The following is a 26,757-nucleotide window of genomic DNA, read 5'->3' on the forward strand; positions in this document are numbered from 1 at the left end:
TATACGTAGTTCAGATACTGGGCCGAATGTTTAGTGTTTACGAAGTACATAAATTAGCTGTTAAGCGCAACTTCTGAAGGACATATTTAAAAACGATTTAAGAGTTTCTGAAGGTCTGATCAGATTGTCGAAGTGGATTCGGAATCGAAGCGCGCCCTGCGAGAGTAAATCAGACGAGGCGAACTCGAGCACGAGGCAAATACTTCATAAGTTTTAAGCAGAGAAAGATATAACAGAAAGATTGATCGAACGCATAAAGAAATTTTAAATTGGTATGCCACGAAGAAGAATTAAGAAATTAGATGTTAAGTCAGTATAAGACTAGTGAAGTCAATTCAGGAAGACAGAAGCAACGCTTAACATAATATTCACGCTGCGGACATTCGTCCTGGGTCCGGCATTCGCTGGACACTCAAAGAAGTGGAGTCAGGCGGAGAACCCTGCACCACCTAACCGCATCGTGGCCGGATGATCTGGGAGGCTAAGATAAGATCTATCTGATCCTCCCAGACTTCCTTAAGGTGGTGAGGGTTCGTGAATGCAATAAGGTTAAGTGAAATTACTGAAGGGAGGGAGCGTACTTGATTTTAGAATATTTAAATAAATACGCCCAGAAGGCATATCGAGAGATTACTTCAATAATAACTTCTCCTACTTTTTTGTTTTCTAACGATCCTGCTCTAACGAGAGATGAAGCAAACTATAATTACTTGTACATTCATGGATTCAATAGACTTATAAAGAATAATAGAATATCTTCAGATCAATTGATTGAAGTGTTTTCTTTGCTAGAGCAAGAAATAGAGGCATATCTTACGAAGCACTACACAGGTAAAAATTTTATATATTACTTGAATGCGGATGCTCTAGTGCCGACATTTACAATAACGATTGTATCGCATTATGAAGGTATGGAAGTAAAAGAAAGTGTATCTTTAGTTGAATTAATTGATTGGTACAAACAGAATGCATGTTTTGATGGATTGGAGATAATTACGAGACAGATAAATGATGAAAGTAAAGAAGCAGAGTCTAAAGAAGTTCTTCCAGATTCAGTAAAAACATATACAAAGATAATTAATACCTAGATAGCATTTCAAAGAGGTTAGTAACTCCGCTTAACATAATTTCACACATCGGGCATACGCCCTCGGTCCGGCAGATGAATTTCGAGGAAGTGGAATCAGTCGGACACATCCGACTACGTTGGACGTCATGAGTACAGGAATGTTACCTGAAAGATCGGCTTAAAAATTAATAAGTAAGTCAACGATGATATCGTTACAATTAGAATCTTAAACCGATTGGAGATAAGATTATGACCCGCCTTTTAATCATGACGGTTGGAAAGACACATAGTGGGAAAACGACGTTTGCAAAAGAATTAGAATCAATATTACAACAAGCTGTTGTGATAGATCAGGACAACCACGCAGAATTTATAAATAAACACTATAAGAAGCTGCGTCCCACAGAAGGGCCAAATCATTTGAAATTTACTGTAACAAATTCAATTGTTGAGTATGCTGTAGAGCAAAGTAACTTTGACATCATCTTAAGTAATTCAAACTTAAATCAGCCAGCTCGATCAAATGTCCTCGGATATTTTCGTGAAAAAGGATTTAAATGTATTATTGTCTCATTTGATTTACCCATTGAAGTGTTGAAAGAACGAGTAGTACAAACACAGAGAAGTAAGGCTATCTTTCGAAGGGCGTCGAGCTTTATGGAAGTGTTAGAACGACAAGAAAAGTCGAAATCGGATGAACCTACCAAAGAGGAAGCAGATCATGTATTTGTTATTAAGAATCAAAAGGAGGTTATTGAAGTGATTCAAAACATTAAAACAAATGAAATGAATGAGGCCAATGATTATTTTATTGAAACGATGGAACGTGAAGAATTGGCCGATTTTATCGACAAGGCGGCTAGGCTGGCTGGATTAGACGCCCAAGAGGATGAAGATATCACGGAAGAATGGAGAGAGTGGTAGGTTGGTGAAAAAAGAGAGGGGATGGTATTCATGGATCAACAGGAATATGGCCGCTATTTATTAGCGATGGGCGGAGAAGAATTTGAGCCAGCAGAAGATGAGCAGGTTGAAGCAGACCATCTCTACGGATTTTTTCAGTGGTTTATGCCATCGGGAGCAGGCGTTGAACGTGTGTTTGAGCCGATTCCAGACGGTCAGCGTTTTCTGGACAGCATACGTCTGATCTATGAGATGTTGAATCCAGAGGAATTCGCTGGCGAATATGTGCCGGGTTATTTCAATGGTGGACATGAGGATGCTTCCTTGGAAACGCTCCGTGGTCTAGGGGAGGAACTAATTCAAAGATTGAAGAGTCTGTTCTCCATGGTGCCGGAGGATGATGAAATAGCGGACGTAGCTAAGGAAGCATACGAGGCTTTGGCATGTGTAAAGGAAGTGGTTGTATTACCGCCAGGGGAAATTGGCAAGTTAGAACAAAGACTGATTCAAGGCACGGATGAAGAGGATAGCGAGGTCGTTTACGAAGCGCTTGGCGACCTCCTTCGCTCACGCAAAGATTACAATGAAGCTATCGAAATATTGAGCGAAGCCTACTATTCCATCGCTTGCGATTATTGGGTAGCCTATTACTTGCAATGGCCCCGCTATCAAGGTTTGCAGGAAGCAGAAAACTGCCTGTATCCTTACTTTGAGTTATATCGCTATGGCTATAATCTTCATTGGACTCAAACGAAGCTATTCATCGGCAGACGTTAAAACGTTGCGATTGTTTTTATGATCGACTGATGTGGGGTGAATACTGGAAGGGGCGAAAATATGTTTGCTGATCTTTTTAACAGACTGGGTATTACTTTATCTGCTGCAATTGTTGAGGAGTTAGAAGTCCATCTTCAGAAACAGAAGCATCACAAATTCTTGTTCAGATTAATGCAGTCTGAAGAGATCATTGAATTACTGGATGATATGGCTGGAATAGAGGTATGTCACAATATGATTCCTTTATGGACAGATGATCATTCGAACTACATAGGCTTACATGTGCAAGGTGCATGCCAAAACAGAGTAAGTTATATCAGTCATGAGGAGACGGATATAGCTCCAGCTTATAGAAGTGTAAGTTCATTCATACGTGAACTGAAACGAAATCCTCATCAGGATTGGGATGAATTGAAGAAAGACTATCCCAGCGATATCGAACTCAGTAGAGATCAGATAAATGAAGACTTAACTTGTATTCAGGAGTTGAACGATGTAATTGAGTCTGATCAACGATTAAATGAGGATGTTCGTTGTCAGTACATTTATTGCATTATGGCATTAACCCCGAAAAGCCATCTGAATTCTCTGATGAAATATGTAGATGATGAAGATATGTATGTTCAAGAGAGAGCATGCGAGATTATGGGGTTCCATCGTTACACGCCGGCTAGAGAAAAATTAGTAGAAGTCTCCAAAGAAGGAATGCACAATGGGAAATTAGCGGCCAAACGAGCATTAGCCCAAATGAGAGAACAACGAAAAGAAGAATGAAAGATGAGTAGATAGTACGTTTACTCAAATATGGAGGCGTTTATTTTGAAATCGACTGAGGTTTTACAGCAATTTATGAATCTTTAATCAACTGAACGTATACGCAGGCAAACCTGTTGGATTGGACATGATCCGCGAGGTAGAGGAGCGGGATAACTTCTCTGTTCAGTCAGGGGATATTGTTCTGATTGACTTTGGCTGGGATCACTATTATAAGCCGGACGCCAGCGGCAACGAAAGAGACTGGTGAGGGAAAAATGAACCGGGTTTAACCAGTGAGGTGTGCCAATACTTTTACGAGTCAGGCATTAAAACCATTGGAGCAGATACACCGGGAGTAGATATTTGTATGGTGAACGGAGAGATCCTAGGCGCCCCAGGTCATGTTGAATATTTTTTGCCCAACCACATTCTAATTATGGAGGGGTTCAGCAGAATGAACCAGGCTCCAGCAACAGGCATATTCATGGCACTTCCTTTGAAGATTAAAAATGGATCGGGCTCGCCTATTCGTCCAATTTTGTTGGCGTAATTTCCTAATACCATGTGAAGAAAGCCAGCAGAGAAGGAGTTTTATCATTATGAAGATAGAACCTAATAAAGAGTTTGCTTGCAAGCTCGGTATTATGCTCGATAGTAAATTAATCTGGTACAAACACTTTCATCCTTTTTGTGATGACATTATCCTTGAGTACAAGAAGCCGCCATACTGGATCATAGAATTAGCTACGGTGCGTTATCAAGGCAGTGCTATTGAAATCGTTAACAGATACATTCATTCAGAACCTTTTATTGATTATTACCGTATGTCATTATTTGATCAATACATTGCTTGTTTGTACATAAAATACGACAGAAGAGAAATATCTTGGGCCAGTTTTTTGCTGGAATCTGGTCAGTATGCTGACAGTTGTGAAGCAGTGAAAGAACCTTGTGAATACTTCTTTGAATTATTGAATGAATATGAAGCCGAAGAATTCAGCATTGAGCTTGAGTATAAGCAAAGAGAAGAGATACAGGGTAAGTTTCGGAACGAGATTATTGAAATGCAGGCGATTTATGATGTGTTCAGGGATTGTTTTAAACAATATATTATGAAGGAAAGAGAAGTATCAAATAAAATTGGCAGATGATTTCGTTGAAAAAATGATTCATGGGACATATAGCTTCGAACCAAAAGAAATAAAGGAGTGAAAAACATAACATTTAAAATAGAAATCACTGACAAGGAAGAGATAGAAACCTTTTATTCGATTCTGGTTCTAGGGTGTATAACAGCTATAAGGGAAGGCCTTATGAATTGGGATCAAGCGGAAGAACGATTATTCGGCCCAAATACATTAGCGAAAATAGAAAATCTAAGCCTTCACTCAACCCTTATCGAGATTACAAGTCAAGGCATGATGGAAATGAGTTTGCTTCAGCGATTAAATGCGATACATTATGAGAAATCACTAGACGAAATAGAAAAGCTTTTGAGAACGTTCTTAATAGAACAGAAAATTACTGAAGGGACTTGGAAACATTGGATTAAATGAGTTGGAAATTTTTTTGGTATGTGATTTGAATGGCAGCACCAATTCTAATGATAAGAGTGATTGATGTGGAACGAGGACTCATTATATTTTTGAACGGAACGTCAAGCTCGGGGAAGACGAGCATCGCGGTGGAATTGAAAAATCAGGGAGAGATTCCATTTCACCATCTATCTGTAGATCAATTTTTCCAAAATTATGATCAGTTCATCGATACTACATATCCAGATATGAAACCAACAAGAGAATTGGAAGCCAATGTGATGTCAGACATCCTTTTCGGCCCGATTGGCTCATTGTACTATGCAACCATTAAACTGTTTTCGGAGCTGGGTTTAAATGTCATCGTGGATACGGTCATCAGCAATGACAAGTGGTTTAACGATTTTTATGATGTGCTTGCTGATTACCCGATCATGTTTGTAGGTGTACATTGCTCCAAAGAGGAACTCACCAGAAGAGAGCAGAGCAGGGGAGATCGCGCGATTGGACTTGCCCATTCCCAGTTCGACTACATATACTCCTATGATGAATATGATCTGGAAGTGAATACGGAAGAGCTTAGTTCAGCTGAATGTGCGGAGAAAATATTAAGTTATATGAAGTCTAGTCAGGAATACTCGGCATTTAAGAAATTAAGTAGAAGAGAGATTCGTGTTTCATAGAAATTGAATGTCTCAGATTGCATCTTACGCATAGGGACTATTGTCCATTTGGTCCTTAGTCAGGTTAGAAGTTACCAAAGAGATAGACGTCTGTTACCTAACAAGAATTTCACCTCGTACCTCCCTGTTGTCGATTCACTTTAAAAAGTAAATAACTCTGCACACGAATATGTAAAAATTTACAATTCTAAAGACTTATTGATATTTTTATGATATGACTCATTATCAGTATTAATATCTAATTTAACAACGATTAATTCCTCCTATGGAAAAATAGTGTAAATTAATATAAATTTAGAATATAAACTATAAGGAGGGATATTGTTGAAAAAGATTCTTGTAAAAGGATTCCTTTTATTAACATCTATGTTAGTAGTTCTAGGAATGCTTCCTGTGGGGCAACCTACGGCTAGTGCAGAGACACAATACACTACTCATGAGATATCATCGGAAGTGGAGATTAGTGTGCCTGACTCGGTCTATGGGAATGATGAAGATTTAATGGGCGGTGTACAATTACAAGAAGGCTACACAATACCTTATTCAAATCGATTCACCCCTAGATACACTTACTCCAAACTATTGTTCCAAATTTATATGGCAAGCTTTTTACTATGGAGAGGGTATTGATATTACTGATAAAGGTAAGACTGGTGATACTAATTTTTTTGTAACCCCTTCAGCGTTTACTAAGTCTAACCATTTTGTTTATACAACCTCTTTTAAAGCTGTGCGCAACTAATAATGTAATAAAAGTTACACAGAAACTCTGACTTTTCAAAAGTTAAAGAGTTTCTTTTCTTTATAGATTAAAGTTGATTTGATAGAATTAATGCTAATATTACCGTTAGGAGGTTTATATGAAGAAAACGGGAAGCATAAAAATGATTCTGAGCGGTGCTATAATTCTAATCTTATTATTAATAGTCGGTTTTTATGTATTCTTACAGTTCAAATACAATTCTCTTGAAGCAAGCCTAAAAGAACACCTTATAAATGTCGAGGGATATAAAGAAGAAGAAATTGTTAGTATAGAAGCTAAGTTGAGTTCTATGCCTAAATATCCTGTATATGTTGTATTTTCAGATGATCCAGAAACTAAATATATTTTTACGGATGGGGATGGAGAGGTTCCGAAGTGGCATCAATTAGATCCTAAGACTCCTCAACGTTTAAAAAACGGCCAAGAATGATTCATATCACCGTCAACCTAACCAATAATAAGAAGACCTTTCTAAACGGCGACTTTTTCCAGATATGTTGGAAGAGGTCGCCGAATTAATTTTAGAATCTCTCCTTGATAAATGTTCAGCGCATAGCAGCAATAAGGTTGAAGAAGTAGAAGACGTGCTCGTCTTTGACAAATGAGGAATTATCAGGAGACAGAACTCCATTCTACTGAACAGTATGCTTTATTGAGAGATGCCATATAGTTAGACTTCTATTACGATTTCAGGGTGCCAGATGTCAAAAGCGAGCTACCTATTTATCAGAGATAGGGAGGACATAGAATGGAAACTAAAATGCTGTTGTCCCTACTGTTAAAGATTACACATGTTTCGAAAGCATCGGAAAGGTCTTCTGATTCCCTATGGGGTGAAGAAAGGCCTTCCTTTTTTGTTTTTTAGAGAACACGGGGAAACATAACTCGTTTAATCAAGAAGATTTTCGATGAAGGAACGTATCAATTACAAAGAAGAGTCTAGAGTCTAATCACTTCAATCAAGCATGAGCTCTGTCACCATCAGCATAAATATTTCCTGCTCGTTAATTTTTATTCAAAAACGTAACCGCATGGACTATCATATACACAGATACAGGTTGGAATGGGGAGAGTCTATGAATCCAGAAGTCCATATACAACAAATGTTACAGACGATCATTGAAAAAACACAATCTATCATTAACGATAAACGCAAGCAATCTTTCGGATCTCTGGAGTATTTCTTGGAGCACATTCTAGAGTATCGGGATGAACAGCAATACATGACAGATGAGTGGCATATCCGTACACCACGCTGGCTAGGAGAGTATGGAAATACGCCGGAGGAAGAAGAGCTTCTTTCAGACATCTACCGACTGCAAGCGTATATTGCTGAAAATTTAAAGGGCGGATAAGCAGCTCATGATGTCGCTTTAGTCCGGCTCAAATGTCGCAAAAGTACATGGTAACCCAATACGGAGATCGTATATACTCTCTTTATGTTTCGATAATGAAAATCATTATCAGTAATATACATAAGGGGGATTCATCATGAATCAAGGAACAAAGGGGCAAGTGGCTGGAAGCAAGGGCTATGCTGCTCACAAATCACGATTATTCATGGGCTTGATGTTGGCCCTTATTCTAGTCTTGACGGCTTGCGGTGCCGGAACAGGTACAGATAGCGGCAAGCCTTCGGCGACCAAGCCAGCGGAGACACCTGCGAATTCAGAAACGCAGACGGACGGAGCTTTTCCTGTAACGATCACTCACATGAAGGGTGATCTGACGTTAAACGAAAAACCAAAGAAAATTGCAGTGCTTGATGTTAAGTTTCTGGATCAAATGTTAGCGGTTGGCGAGAAGCCGGCAGGCAGTGTTATTGCAGGGGGCAATACTGATTTTCCAGAATACTTGGGCGATCAGCCGAGTGATGTACAGGTTCTGGGCACACGGGACGAGCCCAATCTGGAAGCAATTGTGGCGTTGGATCCGGATATGATTATCATGACGGACTTCCAGGAGAAGCAGTATGAGAGTGTAAGCAAAATTGCACCTACCCTCGTACTCGACTTCTACGAAGACTGGCGTGATACGTTAGCTACGGTGGCTAAGATTACTGACAAGCAGGACGAGGCAGAGACGGTACGTAAGGCTTATGAGGACAAAGTCGCTGGACTGAAGGCGAAGCTGTCAGAGGAAATGGGCGATGAAACGGTAGCGCTGATTCGTCCGAGAAAAGAAGGCATTCGTGTCCATGGGATCGAGCACCGCACAGGCGGCATTTTGTATCAAGACCTGGGCTTGAAAATGCCGGCACTCGTTGAAGGAATCAAGGATGATACTTCTGTTGAAATTTCCATGGAAAAGGTTCCTGACATTGGGGCAGATCGTTATTTTGTACTGTCGGATGAGCTGTTTGCGGCAGAAGCAGAAGCTATGGTGAGTAATCCCGTGTGGAAGTCCCTGGATGCTGTGAAAAATAACCGTACGTATGATGTAAACTCAACACTGTGGATTGCATACTACGGACCGCTTGCGATTAATCTGATTGTAGATCAGGCAGCGGAAGCCCTGCTCGGATCGAATTAATATGAACCGATATCTCTCGACAGACTTATGGAAAGAGACGGTAGAGGATCATTCGATTTTGCTTGGTGAGCCGCCTGAACATAGTGTCCGTACCATTGCTTTGAGTGAGCTGCATGACGAAGAGGCATGTCGAGAGTACATCCGCTGGTTTCAGAACTATATCGATGCGCCTGACATGAGAGTGGCAGCCTCCATGTTAGCCAAACGGCTTGGCTATCTATGGACGACTCCGCTCGTGACCGCGATGACGTTTCATCATCAGCATGTAACCTTTCAACTGGAGAACAGCTTTCTCTATCATCCGGCGCTCTCAGATGATGAGGGCGGTACACGTTTTCCTTTTCTAGCGGTGGATGGGCTTAAGGCAGAAGAACTAATGGGAGACAGGGCAGTGTGGCGGGAAAAAGCGGTCCAGGAGATGTTTGCGGTACAGCTGACACCTCTGTTAAAGACACTTGCTGCGATTGCACCTCTTTCGATGAGCATTCTCTGGGAGAATATTATGGTACGGATTAGCCGACTATTCGCTCCTGATGAAGATGATGCTGGGCAGGTAGGTGCGCACATCCAGGCGGACTTTTCATATTTGACGCGAGCGGCATCCGGGCAGGTGTTCGGTGTAAGAAAGAATCCGTTGACCCGGTTCACAGATTGTACAGATAATGTACCCGTTGCGAAAAGCGAGCGGATCACCTGTTGTTTGTATTACCAGATGTCAGGGGAATATTGCCGGAAATGTCCGAAAATTGACAATGAGAAAGAATCTCAATTAAAATGACAACAGCAACAATTTTACCTATGCGATTGTCAGGAGATGAGAGAAATGCCGCTGCAAGAACAGACAAGTGGTTGGAGTGATACGGCGATCAAGATGCTTGACGGGTATAGCGGTACTTTGCAGACAGGCAGCGTTCTACGCGAAACGGATTTAACTTCAAATGTCTTGCTGCTGGCATGCGGAGGGGAAGGGGAGCTTGCAATGGATGGCGAGGGTTGCCACATTGGAGCTTCTTTTGCCTGTCATGTGGTGAAGGGGGCATCCTTTACGCTGACGGCCAGATCAGAGGACATTCATTATATTGTCATCATGTACAAGGCTTCTTCCATGGAGGGAGCCTCTCTTGTTATGCCTTCGTATCGTAAACACCCATTGCAAACTTCGTTTGTTCAGAATCCGGTAACCCAAGCCGAATGGATTGAGAATGCGGAAAAAATCGTTGTTAAGTGGCGCCGCGGCGAAGGGCTGGAACGGTTTTATGCCAACGCGCTACTCCAGGGCATGATCTACGAGCTGATCATGGAGTATGAATGTGGTCAAGGCGGAGCGGAGTCCGACATGGTGGATGTGGTCGCTTCTTATATCACATCGCACTATCGCCAAAACCTGGAGCTGAAAGAACTGGCAGCCCTTGCGGGATGCAGTGTAAGACAGTTGCAGCGACGATTCAAACATGAGAAGCAGCTGGGACCGATGGAGTACGTCATTCAGCTGCGGATGGAGAATGCATCGCGGATGCTGCGTCATACGGATACTTCTATCGGCGAAATTGCAGACAAAATAGGCTACCGTGACATGTATTATTTCAGTAGGGCGTTTAAGAAATATTATGGCGTTCCCCCGCTGCGTTATCGTCTTGCTGCCGCTTCGAAAACAGATGCAGACTATGCAAATGCTTTACTGCAGAATCGCACGGCTTCATCGTATGAATCAGCCCAAGGTACGGTGATCTGCCATATGCGAGGAGAGTATACGGTCACCGAATTACCACAGCGTATCGCCGTACTGGATGTTCAATATGCCGATCATCTGCTGGCGCTCGGGTTGTCTCCGGCAGGAAGTGTAGGAGTAGGAAGTGCAGTGTTAACGTTCCCTCAATCACTCCGGGCAGAACTTCAGCATACCGAATTACTAGGCACGTATGAATATCCCGATCTGCCTGCGGTGGAACGACTGTCGCCGGACCTAATTATTTGCACCGAAGTGCATGATCAGCACTATGAACGGCTATGTGCGGTCGCTCCAGTTCTCATGTTTAAGCGCAATGAAAGCTGGCAGACCATTCTAAGCCTGTTTGGTGAACTGACAGGTAAACGAGCAGAGGCAAAGCGTATACTTGCGGATTATCAACGCCGAACTGCTTTGCTGTCCGAAGAACTGGCTCCGGTACTGGCAGGCAAAAGCGTAGCCCTGGTCCGTCCACTGGATTCTCTCGTTCGCGTACATTCTGCCGCTCATCGCACAGGTGCTGTGCTGTACCGTGATCTAGGTCTGCCTGTTCCGTTATTTGTGGCAGACACCTCCGACACGGCGTATCATATCTCGGTTGATAGACTACCGGCTGTCCAAGCCAGCCACTACTTTTTGCTTAGCAATGAACTCATGCAGGAAGGCATATCCGTGACAGAGCAACGTGTCTGGGGGATGCTCGATGAGGGTGAGCGACAGCAAGTACACTCGGTCGATGCCGCCACATGGATCGGCTGTTATGGGCCGATGGGGATTAATGGGATTGTGGATCAGATTGCGGAGGCGTTGTTGGCTTGAGTAGCCGCTTTTCATGAGAAAAAAATAAAAGAAACTGACCCGTAGTTAATGGAAGTGCGTGCGAGCAACCATCCACCCACCTAAGGGAATGGTTTCTTTGTATATTCTACATATTTGATGAGAACATATTGGACTAATTCGGGTGTTAATAATGCAGGTACGTTATATGAAATCAGGGGTATATGTTAAAATGAAAGAAAGTTGATCTATTAAGAAAAACAGGAGGTATAACACATGAAATGGCAGGAAGTTAGAGAACTGTTCCCTGACCAATTTGTTCTGGTTTCTATCAATCATTATCATGAGGAAGATAACAAAAAAATCGTAGATGAAGTTGCACCAATTCGCACCGTATCAGAAGAAGATGCGAATAAAGAGTTTTTTCGAGTAGAGCCTGGTAACGTTGTATATCATACTTCGAATCAAGACTTTGTGATTCATCTCCGTAAAGATCCATTAATGAGAGTGAGACGTAATACGAATGGAAATTAACTATGATGACAGCTAATTACAACGTCACTTACCGTTACATTTAGAGGAAGAACACTGAAAATAGATGATGTCATTATAGACACTGGGTCTTCCCATACGATCATTAGTCCTGATGTTTTGGAGGAAATCGGCGTGACTTACGAAACAGGAGATTCAATTTTTGAAGCATACGGGATTGGAGGAAGTATTCCTTTCTACACCAAAATCATGGACAGGATTGTGATAGGCACAAACAGCATTGAGAATATAGAGATCGATGTAGGCATATTGCCTAAAGATCATAAAGGTCTTCTCGGATTGGATATTCTGAAACAACAGAATTTTATTATTGACTTGAAGAGATTAGATTTACATAAGTGAATTTCAAAATTTAATTCATTTGGCTGGCTATACATGAGATTACTAAGAGAGTCTGGTTTCAATCATGTTGTTATAGGGAAAGTGGAGATGGAGGATAGACAGTCCTATGAACGAAAAAGTTAAAGGGAAATTAAAAAAGCAATTTGTATTCATCATATTATTTATTTTTATCATTGGAATTCAAATAATTGCCAAAAATTACTTAGTGAATCATCCCCCTGCATGGACAACTGGATTATCAATTTTTTGTTTTATTATATTTTGTATACTTGGACTACTGACCTACCTTGATCTCAAAAACCAAGAACAGTTCGTAACAATTGGGCAAATCGTAGATGTGAATAAGAATAAAAATATTATTATAGTTAAAGGATTGGGACGAGGTAATCGTAAAATATTAATAAAAGATAGTCACATCGTGAATTTGAATCAGCCAAATCAACTAATTGAAATAACGAGATTAAAATATACAAAAACGATAACGAAAATAGTATATAAAGACCAAGAGATATATCCTTGATCAAGTAATTGAAGAAGTGTGGTACTTTACATAAAAATAGAGGATATATTGGATATACGTCTAAGGTAGAAGGAGAGATTGTAAATGAACAACATAAATTCTCATAATTGCAACCTAAATATAAGGTATGATCTGCCTGATGAGGTATGGGATAAAGTTTCTAAAGTATATGAGAGTATGCAAGGGTGGATAGGTTATAAAAGTGGAATTCCATATTGGTTTGGGTATGAAGGGGATGATGTTTTTATTGAAGCATCTGTTGAGCCTAGTGGATTATCATTTTATGCACAGATGAATAACGATGATTGGATGTCTTGGATAGAAACATTTAAGTTAGAAGCGTCAAAAGTGTTGGGTTTTGATGTTGGTGAACCTGAAGATGGATATATGTGATGAAAGCCCAGTTACTTCTCCCAATGATGCCCTTTCGCAACAGGAGAGATGGATCTCAGACTTGGTGGAAAGATTACTTTCGATGATGGTGAAGGAACGACATATGAGAGGACCATTACAGAGTTAGAAAAGCCATATGTATTTGGTTTCCGTGAAGTTGATGATCTGGTTAACCTTTCATTGCAGGAAGAAGATAAAGGATGTCGAAAGATCTTTACCCATACGTTTAACGATGATTCATGGGCAGTGAATACCGCCGCAGGATGGCATCGGTGTCTGGATGTGTTGGTCCAAATCATTAATGGTGAACCCATTCAGTGGCATGATAACTCAACTGAGTTTGGTGAAATCTATAGTGAAGCATTCAATATGGAAGGTTAACAGAATAAAAAAGTTATTCCAATACAACACCCCACCTATACGTAGTTCAGATATCAGGAAGGATGTGTGGTATTTACGAAGTACATACATAGATTAGATGTTATAGGAAATCAGCAAACACATAAAGAAAATTTATTTTATTTAACATATTTTTTTGTGAGGAAGTGATTGAGTGAATAAAGACATTCTACTTGAATGGGATAGTAAGCATAGTGCAATGAAACGCACGAGAGAACATTACTGGAAGACCTATGGGAAGTGGCGTGATGAAAACAAAGGCGATTATCATGATACTTTTAAGGGCAAATTATATGATGAATTTATAAGTCTTGAAGAGCGTGCCATATACCTAAAATATAGTTTTAACACAACAGAAGCCATGGTATTTTGCTCGATTAACATCTTTTACATAGAAGAGCATATAGGAACCTATGATATAGAGTTCTTTTTGAACGGTGAGATCGCTGATGATTATCTCGATTTTGGAAACGTATTATTTAAAGATCGGATTATTAAAGTAAAGCATAATTTGAAGACTGCAAGAAGCGCTCTAAAACTAGGACTTGAAGTATCAGACATTTTGAAAATCACAGAAATCCCACTCAAATATATAGAATTATTAAAAGAAAAATATAGTTGATATAAAGGGAATGGTACAAGAAGGATTGGTGATTCGAAGAAGCCGCTGACATCCTATAACATAATATTCACGCTGCAGACATTCGTCCTGGGTCCGGCAGTCGCCGGACATTTCAGCATACGCTGGATCGTGAATACAGGAACGTTAACTGAAATACTCAAGAAGGTGAAAACAATAAGACCTAAATTCGTTCCACTAATTATTCCAAATGATTGGAAAGTCGTGTGGAATAACTTCACACAAGCTGAACCAGATCATTTTGTTGATGAGGATTCCTTCATGTTTGGGAGTTCCAAGAAGACATTTTTTACTTCAGAAATGAGAAGAAAAAAAGAATATTAGATCTTGGATGGTACCCTGCCCATCAACCTGAAGGACAGTATACAGTCATGCTGATTCGAATAAAAGAGATTGAAAATCATACAGAAGATGAACTAAACGAAGACTGGGGAAATCCTCTTTTAACGTACAAAACCAGAAATATCAATGAATTAGAAAAGAAAATAAATTGGATATTGAAAGAAGTGAGTGAAGACAGATTGTAAGGATATTCAAGGAGGCTGAGTACTTTAGTTAACATTAAATTTACGCATCGGGCATACCCCCTCGGTCCGACTGTTGCCGGACACCCAGCATAAGCTGGGTGGTGAATACAGCATCGTTAGGTGAAATCCAGCTAGACATATAAATTGAGGAGATTCCAAGATGGAAAGAACGAATGTAAAAGTAGAATTCAGTATATTTGGAGATCAATTTGACCTCAATATAATTACAAATACGTTGTTAATTCCCCCCACAAGAACTTGGCTCAAAGGCGATCCTATACAGAGAGATCTATTCCGTAAAGAAACGTGTTGGGAGCTAGCTACAGAGTACGAAGAATCTTTGGATATCAATGATCAGATCGATAAGGTTAAAATTCTGATTCAGGATCGAAAAGATCAAGTAGTAAAATTAATTAGGCAGAACAATCTTGAATGTAAGTTTGAAGTCGTAATTAATATTGAGAATAATGAAAAGCCAGCAATGTATTTAAACAAAGATACCATAAAGTTCATCTATGATTTAGGGGCGGAAATTGATTTTGACTTATACATTTATAGCTAAGAATTGAAAATATAAGACTCAAAGAAGAGCAGGACATCACCCAACATAATATTCACGCTGCGGGCATTCGCCTTGAGTCCGGCATTCGCCGGAATACCTATTTAAAAGGACTTAGGAAATATCCACAGATTAGATTAGCGATTGCACTTGAACTTGCAAATATGGATCTTCAAGGTGTGATTAATTGCAAAAGTGATTAATTATCCGAAATTGACGAAAACATATCTAATAAAGAGGTGTATCTTTATGGAAAGAAAAAAAGATGAAAAAAAAGAGATGGATGTAATTCCAGAGCACCATAGCCCTGTACGACATATCCTTAATGAAGCAAACGGACTACCGAACAATCAATTTATAGATTGTTTTAAGAAAGCTGCAGATACTCCAGATGCATATGTAATTATGGAAGGTGATGATGGAGGACAAATCTACTTGTCTTGCCCTATGAAACTAGTCAATTGCAGTGAGGAGACATTACATACTCTATTAAAAGATTTAGATACCATTGCATGGGACTGTAATGAGGGAGACGGCCAAGGACTATTTTACGAAAAACACTTTCCTGGTGATGGGATTAGTGGAGGTATGGGGGGAGGAGATGTTGAGGAAGGACTATGGATTCATGAAGAATTTATAGATTTACAATTATATGATGAAATTCATGAAGTCATATTAGGCAATAAAGAAAGAATAACAAAGCAATAAAATGAATGAATCATAAGACCCATCAACATCGGATAACAAAGTGTTCATGTGGATGGGCAATCGTTCGCTCCAATCGATTATTTATTGGTATGTTGACCCGGAAATTGACGACGAAGGAATAATCAAATTACATATCGTTTCTGAGGATAAGAAGTTACTCGTTACTTATGAAGTGGGACAACACAGTATTAAGAACAAGACCCCATATATAGTCATCATCGGAGAAGAATTTGAAGGCTGGACAACAGAATATATAGGATACAGAAGAGTACTAACGCCGAAATGGAGCGATGAGATCATCACGCCAAAATTGATAGGTGAAATCATTGATTGGTGCCTCTTGAAAGATAAAGAAATAAACATCGTAAATTGGAAAGGTGAAATTCTCCGACCTCTCTCCTGAATGGAGTATAATTGCAGTTGAAAAAAATTTAGAGTCATGTGGACTCTTTTGAAAACGCATACGTGAAAACAAGAGAATGTAATTACATTTAAAATAAAAGGAGAGAAGCAAATGCAGATGAATCGTGGACATCACACGGTAAACAAAGTAATCGCTTGTGTTCTTTCATACATATTTATCATTATGGCAATAGCAGTACCTGCCCACGCTGATGAGAAATAGGTTGAGACTACACCATCCAGGATTCCTTTATCCAAATTAGAGGAAACGATTGATGCTTATGTTGCTTCGTATGAGAAGTATACCGCTGCCGTTTCGGTTGTGGCTATCAAAGACGGTGAAACCATTGTGAATAAGGCATATGGTTACGCGGATATTGAGAATCAGCGAAAGGCGGATACCTCTACGGTTTTTGAATGGGCTTCCATCTCTAAACTGCTGGTCTATACGAGTGTGATGCAGCTTGTCGAACAAGGAAAGCTTGATTTGGAGAAGGATATCCAGGAATATCTGCCAGATGGATTTTTCAAAAAGCTGAAATACGATGATCCAATTACCCTAATGAACCTGATGCATCACAATGCAGGTTGGGAAGATCAAACGGCGGCCGAGGTGTTTTATTACTCCGAGGATGAAATGTTAGAATTAGGAGAAACGCTGCGTAAAAATGAGCCGAAACAGATATACAAACCGAATAGCATAGTGAGTTATTCGAACTACGGCGTAGGTCTAGCTGGTTACATCGTGGAAGAGATAAGCGGCCAACCTTTTTATGAATATGTTAATCAACATATTTTTGAACCGCTTCATATGAACGACACTACGGTTCATCCAACGGGGCAAGATCATCCAGACCTAGTACAAAGAAGAAATAAGATTGAAGGGTATACAAAAGATTTGAAACTGATCCCTGAGAACAGAGTATACGTAACATTTTATCCTACAGGGGCGGCTATAGCAGAAGATTTAGGAAAATTTCTTGCAGCGCTGATGCCAGTAGATGATAGCAATGTATTATTTAAGAACAGGGATACGTTGAACGAAATGTTGTCAACAAGTCTATATTATGAAGGTACTTCCACTCCGCGATTTGCGCATGGGTTCGTTGAGATGGAATACTGGGTGCCTACACTGATGCATGTGGGGAATCTGAAAGGGTTTTCTAGCAAAGTTGTCTTTGATCCAGAATCCAAATTTGGAATGGTGGTCATGACAAACATTGCGTTCGAGGAAATTTATTATTATGGACTTATTAGCAAAATCTTCGGTAATAGTACATACGTTAATTCCGTTACTTCCGAAGAGGGAGGGTATTTTCAATCCGCACGACGGGCTTCTTCTAGATTTACTGATTTATTCAGGCAGCTTGATATAACCAAATTTTCAAAAGCGGAGTTAAGTAGTCTGTATAATGTGGTTGAGCATAATGGGGTTATTGAGAAAATTTCCGTCACTCCTTACATGGATTACTTACCTGTATCGAAATGGAAGGTGAACTTGATTGTAATATCTTTTATTCCTGTCATACTAGCCATCCTTTTCAGTGTGACAGCTTTGCTCGTCTATTTTATACGGATGCTACTTTACAAACGAAATAAACGAGGAAATCCTCGGATAGATTTTAATAAATATTATCTTGCAATTAATGTTGCAGGTGCGGTACTTCCTCTTAACCTTTTAATCATACACACGAGACTTCCAATTTATCCCGCTCATTCTTCGATACGGATCAATTTAATGTTTAACCTACTTTATGTGGTTCTAGCAGCCGCGTATCTTGGCTTGCTTATGTTCAAACTGCGGAAGAGCAGTTACAGCAAAAAGCAAAAGGTGATGTACATCATGTCTGGCATCTCGGCGTTCATCTTGGCTGCTTTTATTGTGGGATGGAATTTGTATATGTAGAAGGGCAGAAGCTAAATGGGTAACTTAAGCATTATTGATAGATGCCATGGTTAGACTTCGTAATGCCGAACTCAGGGTAAGAGATGTCAAAGGCGAGCTATTCATAGATCAGAGATAAGGTGGTCACAGAATGGAAGCTAAAATGCTGTTTGGCGTTGGCTTAGTCTTCGATACACCGGAATTCGGAACCATCGTTATGGGGGCCAATGAAGAGTTGGATGAACTACTGCCTTCGACAATTAAAGAAATGATTGGTGAACAGATTATCATCAAAAAAACGGACGGGGTAGAGCAAGTGTATGGAGTCGTTTCTACTCAAATTAATCATTCTATAGCCGGCAAAAAGAATATCGGTATATGTTTGGGGAAAGAGATATCCCCCTACGAAATATCTGCTGGTTCAATCGTCTACTGTAATTCATCAGGACAAATTGATCAGTAGGTATGCTTTGTTGAAGCTACATGGAGTGACGATTTGCTATTGAACTTGCTGTGCTCATCTTTACTTTTAAAGTTCATAAATGTTCCGAAAGCATCGGAAGGTCATCTGATTCCCTTTTTGGGATGAGGATAGCCTTCCTTTTTATTTCTCAAAATTGCGGAGAAAGACATAGACTCAAACAAAGGAGAGTTTCCTATGAACGATGATACTACAACGGAAAAGAAGATCACCATAACTAAAGGTTCTACTCATTCATTGCATATTCGTTGTCCCTATAACCCTGCATATATTCAGCGCATTCGCCAGATTACGGGCAGAAAGTGGGAACCCAAACAGAAAATGTGGATCATACCCTACACTATTGCGGCCATCCAGGAGTTTACGAGCCAGTTTGATCCAGATGAAGTTCAGATTACCCCGGAGTTGTGGGTTGACAATGAAGAACTGCAGCAATAGAAAGCTAATATGGGAAACAACCAGTGGAGCAAAGAACCGTTACAGAAGGCACTAAAGTTACGAGGATATAGTCGCAAAACGATCAAAACGTATTGTAATCAGGTTGAGCGTTTTCTGAGCAGCCTTCGCCTTAAAAATACGGATGTCACTACATCAAATGTTCAGAGATATTGCTTGGGTTTGCTTGAGCGAGGGATCTCACATTCAAGCGTGAATCAGACCATTAGCTGTGCTCCATCACCCTACTGAAATCCAGTATATTCGTCCCAAAAAGCAGACCAAGCTTCCACAAGTGTTGTCAGAAAAAGAAGTTGCTCAATTACTCAAATCCGTTCCTGACCTATTCTTCCGGGCTTCGTGTAGGTGAAGTTGTGCGTCTGCGTTGCAGCGATCTCGATATTGTAAGGCAGAAACTTATTGTGAGACAGGGGAAGGGTCAAAAGGATCGGAGGACGCTTCTTTCAAGTCTCGCCTGGGATATCGTGCAGAAATACATAGCTGAATATAGACCCAATCGTTGGCTGTTTCCGGGGCAATCTTCTGAACGACATCTTACCGAGCGGAGCGTGCAGAAGGTATTTGAAGAAGCTAGACAACGCGCAGGAATTGTGAAGAAGGTTAGTATTCATGTGTTAAGGCATTCCTTTGCCACTCATTTGCTAGAAAACGGGACAGACCTGCGCTACATTCAGGAGTTACTTGGTCATACGAGTGCACGTACAACTCAGCGATATACGCATGTTAGTACGAAAAATATTGAACGTATTCAAAGTCCACTGGATCGTATGGATATGGGAGATTGAGTATCCTAATATATCTCCCTTTTTCACCAAATTTTCCTTCGCAAATATCACCCCATAGGTTATCATATACGTAGTTCAGATATCTGGCAGGATGTGTGGTATTTACGAAGTACATAGATTAGATGTTATAAGAAATTGGCGCAAGATCTTAAGAGCAGGAGTGATTTCTATTAAGTTCATATTGTTATTTGGACCCCAGGCTGTCGGTAAGATGACGGTTGGTCATGAATTAACGAAAATAACCGAATTGAAATTGTTTCACAATCACATGTCGATTGAGTTGTTCTACCCCTTCTTTGGTTTCAGTAGCGAAACTTGGAGACTATCTAGTATCGTAAGAAGAGAGCTTTTTGAATCGTTCTCAAATAGCAATCAATATGGGCTTATTTTTACTTACGTATGGGGATTTGATCTAGAAGCAGACTGGGAATTTGTTAAACAAACGTGTGAAATTTTTGAATCGAAAGGTGCTCAAATCTATTTTGTTGAATTAGAGGCAAATATAGAAGAAAGAGTAATACGAAATACAACGGCCTTTAGACTTGATCAAAAACCAACAAAAAGAAATGTTGAACAATCTGAAATGGACTTGATCAACACGGCGGAAAAACATAGACTCAACTCCCATAAAGGAGAAATTACAAGAGAAAACTATTTGAGAATTGATAATACAAATTTAAGTGCAGATGAAGTCGCAAGAATTATTAAGGATAGATTTCATCTATAAAGTGCGTGTGTAAGTAATTCAAGAAGGCACCAACATCTTATAACACCATGTTCAAGCATCGGTCCATTCGGCCCTCGGTCCGGCAGAAGTTAGAAGAGGGTTCGGAGAAGTATTTGGCAGTTGCAAGGAAGCGGAATCAGCCGGACACATCCGCACCGACTAACCGCATCGCGGCCGGCTCCTGGCGGAGCCTTAAGTCGGTGGGACGTCGTGAACACATGAACGTTATCTGAAATCGGCGCAAAGAGTAAACCCATAATTAATGCAAATACATAGGAGTAAATCTATGAATTACAAATATAGTCTATTCGTCGAGGATGGCAGTTTAATTATCGGACATTGCGATAATATTGCTGGATTATTAGAAACGAACATTAGTGAAACTGCGGATGAGGATTACTACGATCTCAGTTTTATTAATTTTCATTTCAGCGCTGACTTTAAACAGATTTGCTCAAACCGAAAGTATCCCATAAGTAATTTATACATACTTATTTTAGATCATTGTGGTAATAAGATAGGTAATTATTATTTTGTATTGAATACTCAGAAAGTATTTACCTCTTCAGATTTAAAAGATGGGCGAGATGTTAATATTGCTGGTTATCTTCCAATTGCTCTTTCTATGGAAATTCTAAGACTCTGGGATCTTGGTAGAGAGTTAAAACAAAAAAATATTTGGTCTCAATTTACTAACCACCAGCGCGAGATCTGGATGGAGATAATCAGAAATCGCGATAATTGTTGTAAAATCTCCAGTAATATTCAGGACATAACTAATCAAACGTATTATGTTGATGGTCGACATATCACAGATAAGATTTCTTTTTATTTTGCGCTGGGTGAATCCATCAATGGCCCTGGAGGTTATTTCGGCGGATGCCTGGACAGCTTGTCAGATTGCTTGTGTGGAGGCTTTGGTGTGAAACCACCTTTTACGATTGAAATCAATGGATTTGCTGATAAATGCGAAATAATTGAGAATATTTTAGAATTGCTTAACGAACATAATGTTACAATCAAACTTTAAAACAAAAAAATGATTTTTTGAAAGTTAATCGAAGAAGACACCGACATCTTATAACATAATATTCACGCTGCGGCTCCGATGGAGCCTTGGTCTGCTTGAAGGAATGCGGAGAAGCATTTCAGCAGACAACCCCTGTGGGGTTCATGAATACAGAAACGTTAGGTGAAATTCTTGAAATCAAATATGTTTGAAACATTAAAATAGAAACTCGGAGGTATAAGTAGAAAAAATGCCTAACTACTTAGAATATCAAAAGTCAATCGCCAAGGAATTTAAAGCACATGAGTTACGTGTTCGTCACCTTATTGACGATGCTAATTGGGCAGAAGAAGGGCGATATAAGGAAATCATATTAATGAATTATTTAAAAAGGATTCTTCCCAAAAACCTCTCTGTAGGAACTGGATTTGTAAGGAACAAAAATTGTATAACCAAACAGATAGATCTCATTATTTATGAAAATAATATACCACCTATTTTTTCAGAGGGAGATTTTATTGTCACAACTCCAGAAAATGTGATAGGCATTATCGAAGTTAAAAGTTCTGTAGAACCTCACAATTTATTAAAAATAGTTGATAAAGCTAATGATAACGGCCTTATTATTTCTAATGGACGCAACATTTCAATATTTAATGGCATTTTTGCGTATAGCGAAGTTAAAAGAAAAGACCAAACTTATCAAAGTTATTTGAAAAAATTTTTTGATAATAAAATTGTACAACGTGATCACTTTAATGAAATTGTTCCGAAAAATTTAAAAGTTTGTGTCAATAATATTTGCTTAGGAGATGGAAGATTTATTAAATTATGGCCGTTTAAAAAAGAATATGATGAATTCTTTGCAGAATATAGTTTTTATAAATTACCAAGTGGGTTAGGTATATCTTATTTTTTATCTAATTTACAGGAGTTTATTTTACGTAGACAACTTGGAAATTATAGTGATCCTTTAGAATCGCATTATAAAGATGTTTATTATCCTCTTCCAGAAGGCAAAGAAGTTCATAAAATTTATTCTGAAAAGTTTAAGGTACTATAAAAATAACCAAGAAAATCGCCTAACAATATATTCACGTTGCGGACATTCTTCCTTGGCCCGGCATTCGCCGGACACCTGACATGCGTCGGGGCGTGAATACAGGAACGTTAGGCGAAATATACTCAAATATTGTGAAAGAAGGGATATAATATGAATACTAATATTTCTAAGTTTGAAGATGATTTAAAACAGTTAATTGCTAAGTCGGATCTTCTTTATTACAGCTTGATCAATGAATTAAACGTTGTAGAACCAAAAGCAAAGAAAAAACTTGAAGCAATGAGTTTACCCCGATTTAAGTCTGAATATGAAGTATGGTATTCAGAATCGCTAGCAGTAATTAAGTTGCTTTTGCCAGATCGTTTATTAGATTTTTCATCTCTCTACAAGAATGAAAAACGGAAAGAGATAGATTTTCTCACGTATACAATATCCGACTATATGATTGGGCTAAGAACTACAAGAGGAACTGAAGTGAGAACTGATGAAAAGGCTGCTGTTCCAAAATTTGAACAACAAAGAAATATTCTGAAATCGGTCGAGAGAAAGTTTTCTAGCTCACTATTTGATATTAAACAAATTATTCAAGCAGATTTTTTTGATGATGAACTTGAAACTGCTGAAGAATTAAATAAGAAAGGATTTATTCGAGGTGCAGGTGCTATTGCGGGAGTGATTTTAGAAAAGCATTTGAAGCAAGTGGCAAATAATCATGATATAAAGATAAATAAAAAAAATCCTGGAATTGGAGATTTCAATGATCTACTGAAAAACAATGAAATCTTTGAGGTTCCTACTTGGCGCTTCATTCAACATTTGGGAGATATCAGAAATTTATGTGATCATAATAAAGAGCGAGAACCACTTAAAGAAGAAGTAACAGATTTAATTTCTGGAGTAAGAAGGATAACAAAGACTATATTTTAAATCAAATTCACTTCACCTAACATAATATTCACGCTGCGGGCATACGCCCTTGGTCTGGCATTTGCCAGACACTCAGCATGTGCTAGTCGTGAATACAGGAACGTTATGTGAAATCAGCTTAAATAAGAGAGAGAAAGAGTGAGATAGATGATCCAAAGTAGATACTTATTTATATCGCGTGAAGGCAAAGTTGTGAAGATTGCTCGGCCTAAAGATCATAAATATAAATCTGTTCCTCGATTAGCAGGCGAGGACGTACTTGAAGTGATTTTATATTACAGGAATAAAGATAGGAAGCCACATAAACTACTTATGGTGGAATTTGATAGATTCCATTTGGATTCTCAGGGGAATTATAAACAGACAGAAGAGGATAGAAAAAGAGCTATTCATAATTTCCTTTCTTTTGGGATGGTTGATTTGCTTGAAGGAGCAGAAGTGGAAGACAAGCCATTACCCATACCTGTTGCTCCGATAATTCCAACAAGTGCTGAGAAAAGATTATTATACGATTACATAAATGAGAAACTACCCAATTTTTCAGATGATGCTCCCTATGTAGTAGAAAGTAGAATCAAATCTGTTAAAGAGAAGTACGAAGAGTTCAAAAGCATGGCAAAGCGATCAAGAAAGCCTTCTAAGTAATTCAAAGAAGAAGCTGACATCACATAACATAATATTCACGCATCGGACATTCGTCCTCGGTCCGGCATAAGCCGGACACCCAATATTCGTTGGGTCGTGAATACAGGAACGTTATCCTCAGAACTACAAGCGTAATAGAAGGAGAAATGAGAGATGGAAATATAAGTATCCAATAATGATGATGCTCTGAACAAGTATTCTCAATTTACGGAACTATTCAAAAATAATAGGTTTTTGATCGATCAGGATCATGATTTTATCAAACATTATCTTTCCAGTCTTGTAACAAAAACATATGAAGTGACGAAAGGTCAAAAATTTTATAGAGCAAGGGTTAATGGATTGAGTCCGTTTAATGAGGATAAGGATTTAGGAGCTCCGCCTGACGGAAAAGCTTCTTATGGTAGGGTAAATCCAAAAGGTATTTCTTATCTCTATGTAGCAGAAGCTAAGAAAACTGTCATTGCAGAAGTCCAACCATGGCTAAATGCAAGTATCACAATAGCTGAATGCACTGCATTAGAAACATTAAAGGTAGTAGATTTATTACCTTCGCAACAAGAACTTTCAGCAGAACACAGTCATCGTAAGGTAATAAGCGAGGAATTTTCGAAACCTGTTAGACCTGAAACTAAAGAGTTGGATTATATACCCACACAATATATAGCTGAATGGTTCAAAAGTAAAGGATTAGACGGATTAAGGTATGGAAGTGCTCTACATTTTGGAGGGATTAATCTAGCCTTTTTTGAGCCTACTAAATTACAAGTTAGAAGGATCGAAGAAGTTACTATAAAAGCAATAAATTATAGAGCTGATTAAATTTTATAGCTAAGATAAGAGCTGATTTTTAAGTAGACTCGATAAAGTTGATTACATCCGATAACATAATATTCACGCTGCGGCTCCTTTCGGAGCCTTGGTCTGCCAGATGGATTTCGGGGAGGCATTTCAGCAGACAACCCCTCCGGGTTTCATGAATACAGGAACGTTATACAAAAGATCAGAACTATAAAGACAAAAAATGAAAGAGAAAATTTTAAGGAGAGACTAATTTGAAGTATAAGTTTATAACAATTATGCACAATTTGAAGTTTGATAGTATTAGGAATAAAGGCGTTAGGTTTTTTCCAGGGGCTCGCTTTTCTAATAGAAAAGAAATACTAAACGAATTGTTTAATTCCGATTTAATGAAATATACTGTTGGAATTCATTCAATAAATGAATTCGAAGGAAAAGTTTATTGTTATGTTACAAGTGAGCTAGAGAACATAAAAACTAAAGAAGAGATGGATAAACTAGGCAGTAGTCTTACGTTTTACTTATTAAGAATTGTTCAAAGTTTTCTTACGGAACTTTGGGAAGTAAAAGATAATAATATTTATGTCAGAGACGGTTTTCTGGTTGCATATGACGACATTATTGAGGATGGATTTACTTATAAGGCTTCTTTATCAGCAATTTTCAGTAATTCTACTTTATATGATGATGAAACTTTGTATACCCGGAGTGAACTAGATATAGCTATTGAGAAATTCTTAGATAACGCAAAAGAGAAAAATATATTTGATAAAGAGTTTGATTATAAAACCCCAACTGATGAAATATTTTTTAAAAATAAAAAATCAACAAGAATGGAACGAGCATATTATTTTGTTTTATCTGCTAGAGGTAGTTCTACTCTTCCTATGAAGATAGTCTACTATTGTACGGCATTAGAATGTTTGTTTTCAACTGCAAAGACCGAAATGAATTATAGAATTGCTGAAAGAGTCGCATTAATGTTGGGAGATAATGAATCTGAAAAAAGAAAGTACTTTAATCTTATTAAGAAAACTTATGATGTTAGGTCGACGATAGTTCATGGATCAAGCTTGAAGGGCAAAAGTGAAGAACTAGAAGATGTATCCAAAGGACTAGATCAAGTAATGAGAAAATTATTGACCGCAAAAAATGATATTTTTGATAAAGAAGATAAAGAAATGGAGAATTATTTTCTTGATTTAGTATTTGATAGTGGAGTCAAGGATGACCGATTCTTCGTATAACATAATATTCAAGCTTCGGCTCCTTACGGATCCTTGGTCTACTGTAGAATATCAAAGTGATATCTCAGCAGACATCCGGCTACGCCAAAAGTCGTGAATACAGGAACGTTAGCTAAAATTATTGCAAATAAACAAGAAAAAAGTCCCGAAAATGATTCGAATGATATA

The 26,757-nt window shown here is 38.8% G+C and carries 35 protein-coding genes and 2 pseudogenes; all 37 read left to right on the forward strand.

Annotated features, from left to right (window positions below; all coding sequences use genetic code 11):
- Nucleotides 1–581 precede the first annotated feature (581 nt).
- Nucleotides 582–1,088, forward strand: coding sequence for a hypothetical protein (locus ACFTRD_RS03680; protein WP_379377782.1), 507 nt, complete (start codon nucleotides 582–584; stop codon nucleotides 1,086–1,088).
- A 248-nt stretch (nucleotides 1,089–1,336) separates the two neighbouring features.
- Nucleotides 1,337–1,705 (forward strand): annotated as a pseudogene (locus ACFTRD_RS03685) (ATP-binding protein); the annotation flags it as partial.
- Between the two features lie 105 nt (nucleotides 1,706–1,810).
- Nucleotides 1,811–1,993: pseudogene (locus ACFTRD_RS03690) on the forward strand (hypothetical protein); the annotation flags it as partial.
- A 30-nt stretch (nucleotides 1,994–2,023) separates the two neighbouring features.
- Entirely contained in the window at nucleotides 2,024–2,749 is a 726-nt protein-coding gene (locus tag ACFTRD_RS03695; RefSeq protein WP_379377783.1) for a hypothetical protein, read from the forward strand.
- A 60-nt stretch (nucleotides 2,750–2,809) separates the two neighbouring features.
- Nucleotides 2,810–3,523 carry a HEAT repeat domain-containing protein gene (locus ACFTRD_RS03700; RefSeq protein WP_379377784.1) on the forward strand — a complete coding sequence of 238 codons (714 nt, stop codon included), beginning with the start codon at nucleotides 2,810–2,812 and terminating at the stop codon, nucleotides 3,521–3,523.
- A gap of 127 nt (nucleotides 3,524–3,650) precedes the next feature.
- Nucleotides 3,651–3,773, forward strand: a complete 123-nt coding sequence (locus tag ACFTRD_RS03705) for a hypothetical protein (protein ID WP_379377785.1) — start codon at nucleotides 3,651–3,653, stop codon at nucleotides 3,771–3,773.
- Nucleotides 3,774–4,104: 331 nt separating this feature from the next.
- A complete protein-coding gene (locus tag ACFTRD_RS03710; protein WP_379377786.1) occupies nucleotides 4,105–4,656 on the forward strand; it encodes a hypothetical protein in 552 nt (183 codons plus the stop codon).
- A 57-nt stretch (nucleotides 4,657–4,713) separates the two neighbouring features.
- On the forward strand, nucleotides 4,714–5,061 hold the full coding sequence (locus tag ACFTRD_RS03715; protein ID WP_379377787.1) for a DUF3969 family protein: 348 nt from the start codon (nucleotides 4,714–4,716) through the stop codon (nucleotides 5,059–5,061).
- A gap of 65 nt (nucleotides 5,062–5,126) precedes the next feature.
- Entirely contained in the window at nucleotides 5,127–5,723 is a 597-nt protein-coding gene (locus ACFTRD_RS03720; RefSeq protein WP_379381164.1) for a chloramphenicol phosphotransferase CPT family protein, read from the forward strand.
- 324 nt (nucleotides 5,724–6,047) lie between these two features.
- A complete protein-coding gene (locus tag ACFTRD_RS03725; RefSeq protein ID WP_379377788.1) occupies nucleotides 6,048–6,353 on the forward strand; it encodes a hypothetical protein in 306 nt (101 codons plus the stop codon).
- A gap of 230 nt (nucleotides 6,354–6,583) precedes the next feature.
- Nucleotides 6,584–6,916 (forward strand): DUF3139 domain-containing protein, encoded by a 333-nt coding sequence (locus ACFTRD_RS03730; RefSeq protein ID WP_379377789.1) that lies wholly within the window; start codon nucleotides 6,584–6,586, stop codon nucleotides 6,914–6,916.
- Nucleotides 6,917–7,562: 646 nt separating this feature from the next.
- Complete coding sequence (locus ACFTRD_RS03735; RefSeq protein ID WP_379377790.1) at nucleotides 7,563–7,841, forward strand: hypothetical protein; 279 nt, start codon at nucleotides 7,563–7,565, stop codon at nucleotides 7,839–7,841.
- A 136-nt stretch (nucleotides 7,842–7,977) separates the two neighbouring features.
- Nucleotides 7,978–9,018 (forward strand): ABC transporter substrate-binding protein, encoded by a 1,041-nt coding sequence (locus ACFTRD_RS03740; RefSeq protein WP_379377791.1) that lies wholly within the window; start codon nucleotides 7,978–7,980, stop codon nucleotides 9,016–9,018.
- A gap of 1 nt (nucleotide 9,019) precedes the next feature.
- Nucleotides 9,020–9,796, forward strand: a complete 777-nt coding sequence (locus tag ACFTRD_RS03745; RefSeq protein WP_379377792.1) for an IucA/IucC family C-terminal-domain containing protein — start codon at nucleotides 9,020–9,022, stop codon at nucleotides 9,794–9,796.
- Nucleotides 9,797–9,841: 45 nt separating this feature from the next.
- A complete protein-coding gene (locus tag ACFTRD_RS03750; protein WP_379377793.1) occupies nucleotides 9,842–11,563 on the forward strand; it encodes a helix-turn-helix domain-containing protein in 1,722 nt (573 codons plus the stop codon).
- A 234-nt stretch (nucleotides 11,564–11,797) separates the two neighbouring features.
- Nucleotides 11,798–12,055: a hypothetical protein gene (locus tag ACFTRD_RS03755; RefSeq protein ID WP_379377794.1), complete on the forward strand. Its 258-nt coding sequence runs from the start codon at nucleotides 11,798–11,800 to the stop codon at nucleotides 12,053–12,055.
- A gap of 75 nt (nucleotides 12,056–12,130) precedes the next feature.
- The gene (locus ACFTRD_RS03760; RefSeq protein WP_379381166.1) at nucleotides 12,131–12,415 is read left to right on the forward strand and encodes a retropepsin-like aspartic protease; all 285 of its coding nucleotides are present in this window, start codon (nucleotides 12,131–12,133) and stop codon (nucleotides 12,413–12,415) included.
- A 106-nt stretch (nucleotides 12,416–12,521) separates the two neighbouring features.
- Nucleotides 12,522–12,935, forward strand: coding sequence for a hypothetical protein (locus tag ACFTRD_RS03765; protein ID WP_379377795.1), 414 nt, complete (start codon nucleotides 12,522–12,524; stop codon nucleotides 12,933–12,935).
- Nucleotides 12,936–13,019: 84 nt separating this feature from the next.
- Nucleotides 13,020–13,328, forward strand: coding sequence for a hypothetical protein (locus ACFTRD_RS03770; protein WP_379377796.1), 309 nt, complete (start codon nucleotides 13,020–13,022; stop codon nucleotides 13,326–13,328).
- A 48-nt stretch (nucleotides 13,329–13,376) separates the two neighbouring features.
- Complete coding sequence (locus tag ACFTRD_RS03775) at nucleotides 13,377–13,709, forward strand: SRPBCC domain-containing protein (RefSeq protein ID WP_379377797.1); 333 nt, start codon at nucleotides 13,377–13,379, stop codon at nucleotides 13,707–13,709.
- 172 nt (nucleotides 13,710–13,881) lie between these two features.
- Nucleotides 13,882–14,349: a hypothetical protein gene (locus ACFTRD_RS03780; RefSeq protein WP_379377798.1), complete on the forward strand. Its 468-nt coding sequence runs from the start codon at nucleotides 13,882–13,884 to the stop codon at nucleotides 14,347–14,349.
- A 389-nt stretch (nucleotides 14,350–14,738) separates the two neighbouring features.
- Nucleotides 14,739–14,894 carry a hypothetical protein gene (locus tag ACFTRD_RS03785; protein ID WP_379377799.1) on the forward strand — a complete coding sequence of 52 codons (156 nt, stop codon included), beginning with the start codon at nucleotides 14,739–14,741 and terminating at the stop codon, nucleotides 14,892–14,894.
- A gap of 160 nt (nucleotides 14,895–15,054) precedes the next feature.
- The gene (locus ACFTRD_RS03790) at nucleotides 15,055–15,456 is read left to right on the forward strand and encodes a DUF4279 domain-containing protein (protein ID WP_379377800.1); all 402 of its coding nucleotides are present in this window, start codon (nucleotides 15,055–15,057) and stop codon (nucleotides 15,454–15,456) included.
- A 246-nt stretch (nucleotides 15,457–15,702) separates the two neighbouring features.
- Nucleotides 15,703–16,161: a hypothetical protein gene (locus tag ACFTRD_RS03795; RefSeq protein ID WP_379377801.1), complete on the forward strand. Its 459-nt coding sequence runs from the start codon at nucleotides 15,703–15,705 to the stop codon at nucleotides 16,159–16,161.
- 52 nt (nucleotides 16,162–16,213) lie between these two features.
- The gene (locus ACFTRD_RS03800; RefSeq protein WP_379377802.1) at nucleotides 16,214–16,564 is read left to right on the forward strand and encodes a hypothetical protein; all 351 of its coding nucleotides are present in this window, start codon (nucleotides 16,214–16,216) and stop codon (nucleotides 16,562–16,564) included.
- A gap of 270 nt (nucleotides 16,565–16,834) precedes the next feature.
- Nucleotides 16,835–18,469, forward strand: a complete 1,635-nt coding sequence (locus ACFTRD_RS03805) for a serine hydrolase domain-containing protein (RefSeq protein ID WP_379381168.1) — start codon at nucleotides 16,835–16,837, stop codon at nucleotides 18,467–18,469.
- 130 nt (nucleotides 18,470–18,599) lie between these two features.
- Nucleotides 18,600–18,911: a hypothetical protein gene (locus tag ACFTRD_RS03810; RefSeq protein ID WP_379377803.1), complete on the forward strand. Its 312-nt coding sequence runs from the start codon at nucleotides 18,600–18,602 to the stop codon at nucleotides 18,909–18,911.
- 195 nt (nucleotides 18,912–19,106) lie between these two features.
- Entirely contained in the window at nucleotides 19,107–19,367 is a 261-nt protein-coding gene (locus tag ACFTRD_RS03815; protein WP_379377804.1) for a hypothetical protein, read from the forward strand.
- Nucleotides 19,368–19,376: 9 nt separating this feature from the next.
- Nucleotides 19,377–19,616 (forward strand): phage integrase N-terminal SAM-like domain-containing protein, encoded by a 240-nt coding sequence (locus ACFTRD_RS03820; protein ID WP_379377805.1) that lies wholly within the window; start codon nucleotides 19,377–19,379, stop codon nucleotides 19,614–19,616.
- A gap of 62 nt (nucleotides 19,617–19,678) precedes the next feature.
- Nucleotides 19,679–20,170, forward strand: coding sequence for a tyrosine-type recombinase/integrase (locus tag ACFTRD_RS03825; RefSeq protein WP_379377806.1), 492 nt, complete (start codon nucleotides 19,679–19,681; stop codon nucleotides 20,168–20,170).
- Between the two features lie 169 nt (nucleotides 20,171–20,339).
- Complete coding sequence (locus ACFTRD_RS03830) at nucleotides 20,340–20,897, forward strand: DEAD/DEAH box helicase family protein (protein ID WP_326087871.1); 558 nt, start codon at nucleotides 20,340–20,342, stop codon at nucleotides 20,895–20,897.
- 286 nt (nucleotides 20,898–21,183) lie between these two features.
- Nucleotides 21,184–21,927 carry a barstar family protein gene (locus tag ACFTRD_RS03835; RefSeq protein WP_379377807.1) on the forward strand — a complete coding sequence of 248 codons (744 nt, stop codon included), beginning with the start codon at nucleotides 21,184–21,186 and terminating at the stop codon, nucleotides 21,925–21,927.
- Between the two features lie 229 nt (nucleotides 21,928–22,156).
- The gene (locus ACFTRD_RS03840) at nucleotides 22,157–22,969 is read left to right on the forward strand and encodes a DUF6602 domain-containing protein (RefSeq protein ID WP_379377808.1); all 813 of its coding nucleotides are present in this window, start codon (nucleotides 22,157–22,159) and stop codon (nucleotides 22,967–22,969) included.
- 150 nt (nucleotides 22,970–23,119) lie between these two features.
- The gene (locus tag ACFTRD_RS03845) at nucleotides 23,120–23,896 is read left to right on the forward strand and encodes a hypothetical protein (protein WP_379377809.1); all 777 of its coding nucleotides are present in this window, start codon (nucleotides 23,120–23,122) and stop codon (nucleotides 23,894–23,896) included.
- A 147-nt stretch (nucleotides 23,897–24,043) separates the two neighbouring features.
- Nucleotides 24,044–24,541, forward strand: a complete 498-nt coding sequence (locus tag ACFTRD_RS03850) for a hypothetical protein (protein ID WP_379377810.1) — start codon at nucleotides 24,044–24,046, stop codon at nucleotides 24,539–24,541.
- A 234-nt stretch (nucleotides 24,542–24,775) separates the two neighbouring features.
- Nucleotides 24,776–25,363: an RES family NAD+ phosphorylase gene (locus ACFTRD_RS03855; RefSeq protein WP_379377811.1), complete on the forward strand. Its 588-nt coding sequence runs from the start codon at nucleotides 24,776–24,778 to the stop codon at nucleotides 25,361–25,363.
- A 233-nt stretch (nucleotides 25,364–25,596) separates the two neighbouring features.
- Nucleotides 25,597–26,589, forward strand: coding sequence for a hypothetical protein (locus ACFTRD_RS03860; RefSeq protein WP_379377812.1), 993 nt, complete (start codon nucleotides 25,597–25,599; stop codon nucleotides 26,587–26,589).
- Nucleotides 26,590–26,757: the final 168 nt, after the last annotated feature.

Origin of the sequence: Paenibacillus sp. NPDC056933, assembly GCF_042674385.1 — a bacterium.
GTDB lineage: Bacteria > Bacillota > Bacilli > Paenibacillales > Paenibacillaceae > Paenibacillus.

Excerpts from the sequence above, each read along its gene's own strand:
- ACFTRD_RS03695 (WP_379377783.1), top strand. The coding sequence starts at position 2,024 with ATGGATCAACAGGAATATGGCCGCTATTTATTAGCGATGGGCGGAGAA.
- ACFTRD_RS03700 (WP_379377784.1), top strand. The coding sequence starts at position 2,810 with ATGTTTGCTGATCTTTTTAACAGACTGGGTATTACTTTATCTGCTGCA.
- ACFTRD_RS03705 (WP_379377785.1), top strand. The coding sequence starts at position 3,651 with ATGATCCGCGAGGTAGAGGAGCGGGATAACTTCTCTGTTCAGTCAGGG.
- ACFTRD_RS03710 (WP_379377786.1), top strand. The coding sequence starts at position 4,105 with ATGAAGATAGAACCTAATAAAGAGTTTGCTTGCAAGCTCGGTATTATG.
- ACFTRD_RS03730 (WP_379377789.1), top strand. The coding sequence starts at position 6,584 with ATGAAGAAAACGGGAAGCATAAAAATGATTCTGAGCGGTGCTATAATT.
- ACFTRD_RS03735 (WP_379377790.1), top strand. The coding sequence starts at position 7,563 with ATGAATCCAGAAGTCCATATACAACAAATGTTACAGACGATCATTGAA.
- ACFTRD_RS03740 (WP_379377791.1), top strand. The coding sequence starts at position 7,978 with ATGAATCAAGGAACAAAGGGGCAAGTGGCTGGAAGCAAGGGCTATGCT.
- ACFTRD_RS03745 (WP_379377792.1), top strand. The coding sequence starts at position 9,020 with ATGAACCGATATCTCTCGACAGACTTATGGAAAGAGACGGTAGAGGAT.
- ACFTRD_RS03750 (WP_379377793.1), top strand. The coding sequence starts at position 9,842 with ATGCCGCTGCAAGAACAGACAAGTGGTTGGAGTGATACGGCGATCAAG.
- ACFTRD_RS03755 (WP_379377794.1), top strand. The coding sequence starts at position 11,798 with ATGAAATGGCAGGAAGTTAGAGAACTGTTCCCTGACCAATTTGTTCTG.
- ACFTRD_RS03765 (WP_379377795.1), top strand. The coding sequence starts at position 12,522 with ATGAACGAAAAAGTTAAAGGGAAATTAAAAAAGCAATTTGTATTCATC.
- ACFTRD_RS03770 (WP_379377796.1), top strand. The coding sequence starts at position 13,020 with ATGAACAACATAAATTCTCATAATTGCAACCTAAATATAAGGTATGAT.
- ACFTRD_RS03775 (WP_379377797.1), top strand. The coding sequence starts at position 13,377 with ATGGATCTCAGACTTGGTGGAAAGATTACTTTCGATGATGGTGAAGGA.
- ACFTRD_RS03785 (WP_379377799.1), top strand. The coding sequence starts at position 14,739 with ATGCTGATTCGAATAAAAGAGATTGAAAATCATACAGAAGATGAACTA.
- ACFTRD_RS03790 (WP_379377800.1), top strand. The coding sequence starts at position 15,055 with ATGGAAAGAACGAATGTAAAAGTAGAATTCAGTATATTTGGAGATCAA.
- ACFTRD_RS03795 (WP_379377801.1), top strand. The coding sequence starts at position 15,703 with ATGGAAAGAAAAAAAGATGAAAAAAAAGAGATGGATGTAATTCCAGAG.
- ACFTRD_RS03800 (WP_379377802.1), top strand. The coding sequence starts at position 16,214 with ATGGGCAATCGTTCGCTCCAATCGATTATTTATTGGTATGTTGACCCG.
- ACFTRD_RS03810 (WP_379377803.1), top strand. The coding sequence starts at position 18,600 with ATGGAAGCTAAAATGCTGTTTGGCGTTGGCTTAGTCTTCGATACACCG.
- ACFTRD_RS03815 (WP_379377804.1), top strand. The coding sequence starts at position 19,107 with ATGAACGATGATACTACAACGGAAAAGAAGATCACCATAACTAAAGGT.
- ACFTRD_RS03820 (WP_379377805.1), top strand. The coding sequence starts at position 19,377 with ATGGGAAACAACCAGTGGAGCAAAGAACCGTTACAGAAGGCACTAAAG.
- ACFTRD_RS03835 (WP_379377807.1), top strand. The coding sequence starts at position 21,184 with ATGAATTACAAATATAGTCTATTCGTCGAGGATGGCAGTTTAATTATC.
- ACFTRD_RS03840 (WP_379377808.1), top strand. The coding sequence starts at position 22,157 with ATGCCTAACTACTTAGAATATCAAAAGTCAATCGCCAAGGAATTTAAA.
- ACFTRD_RS03845 (WP_379377809.1), top strand. The coding sequence starts at position 23,120 with ATGAATACTAATATTTCTAAGTTTGAAGATGATTTAAAACAGTTAATT.
- ACFTRD_RS03850 (WP_379377810.1), top strand. The coding sequence starts at position 24,044 with ATGATCCAAAGTAGATACTTATTTATATCGCGTGAAGGCAAAGTTGTG.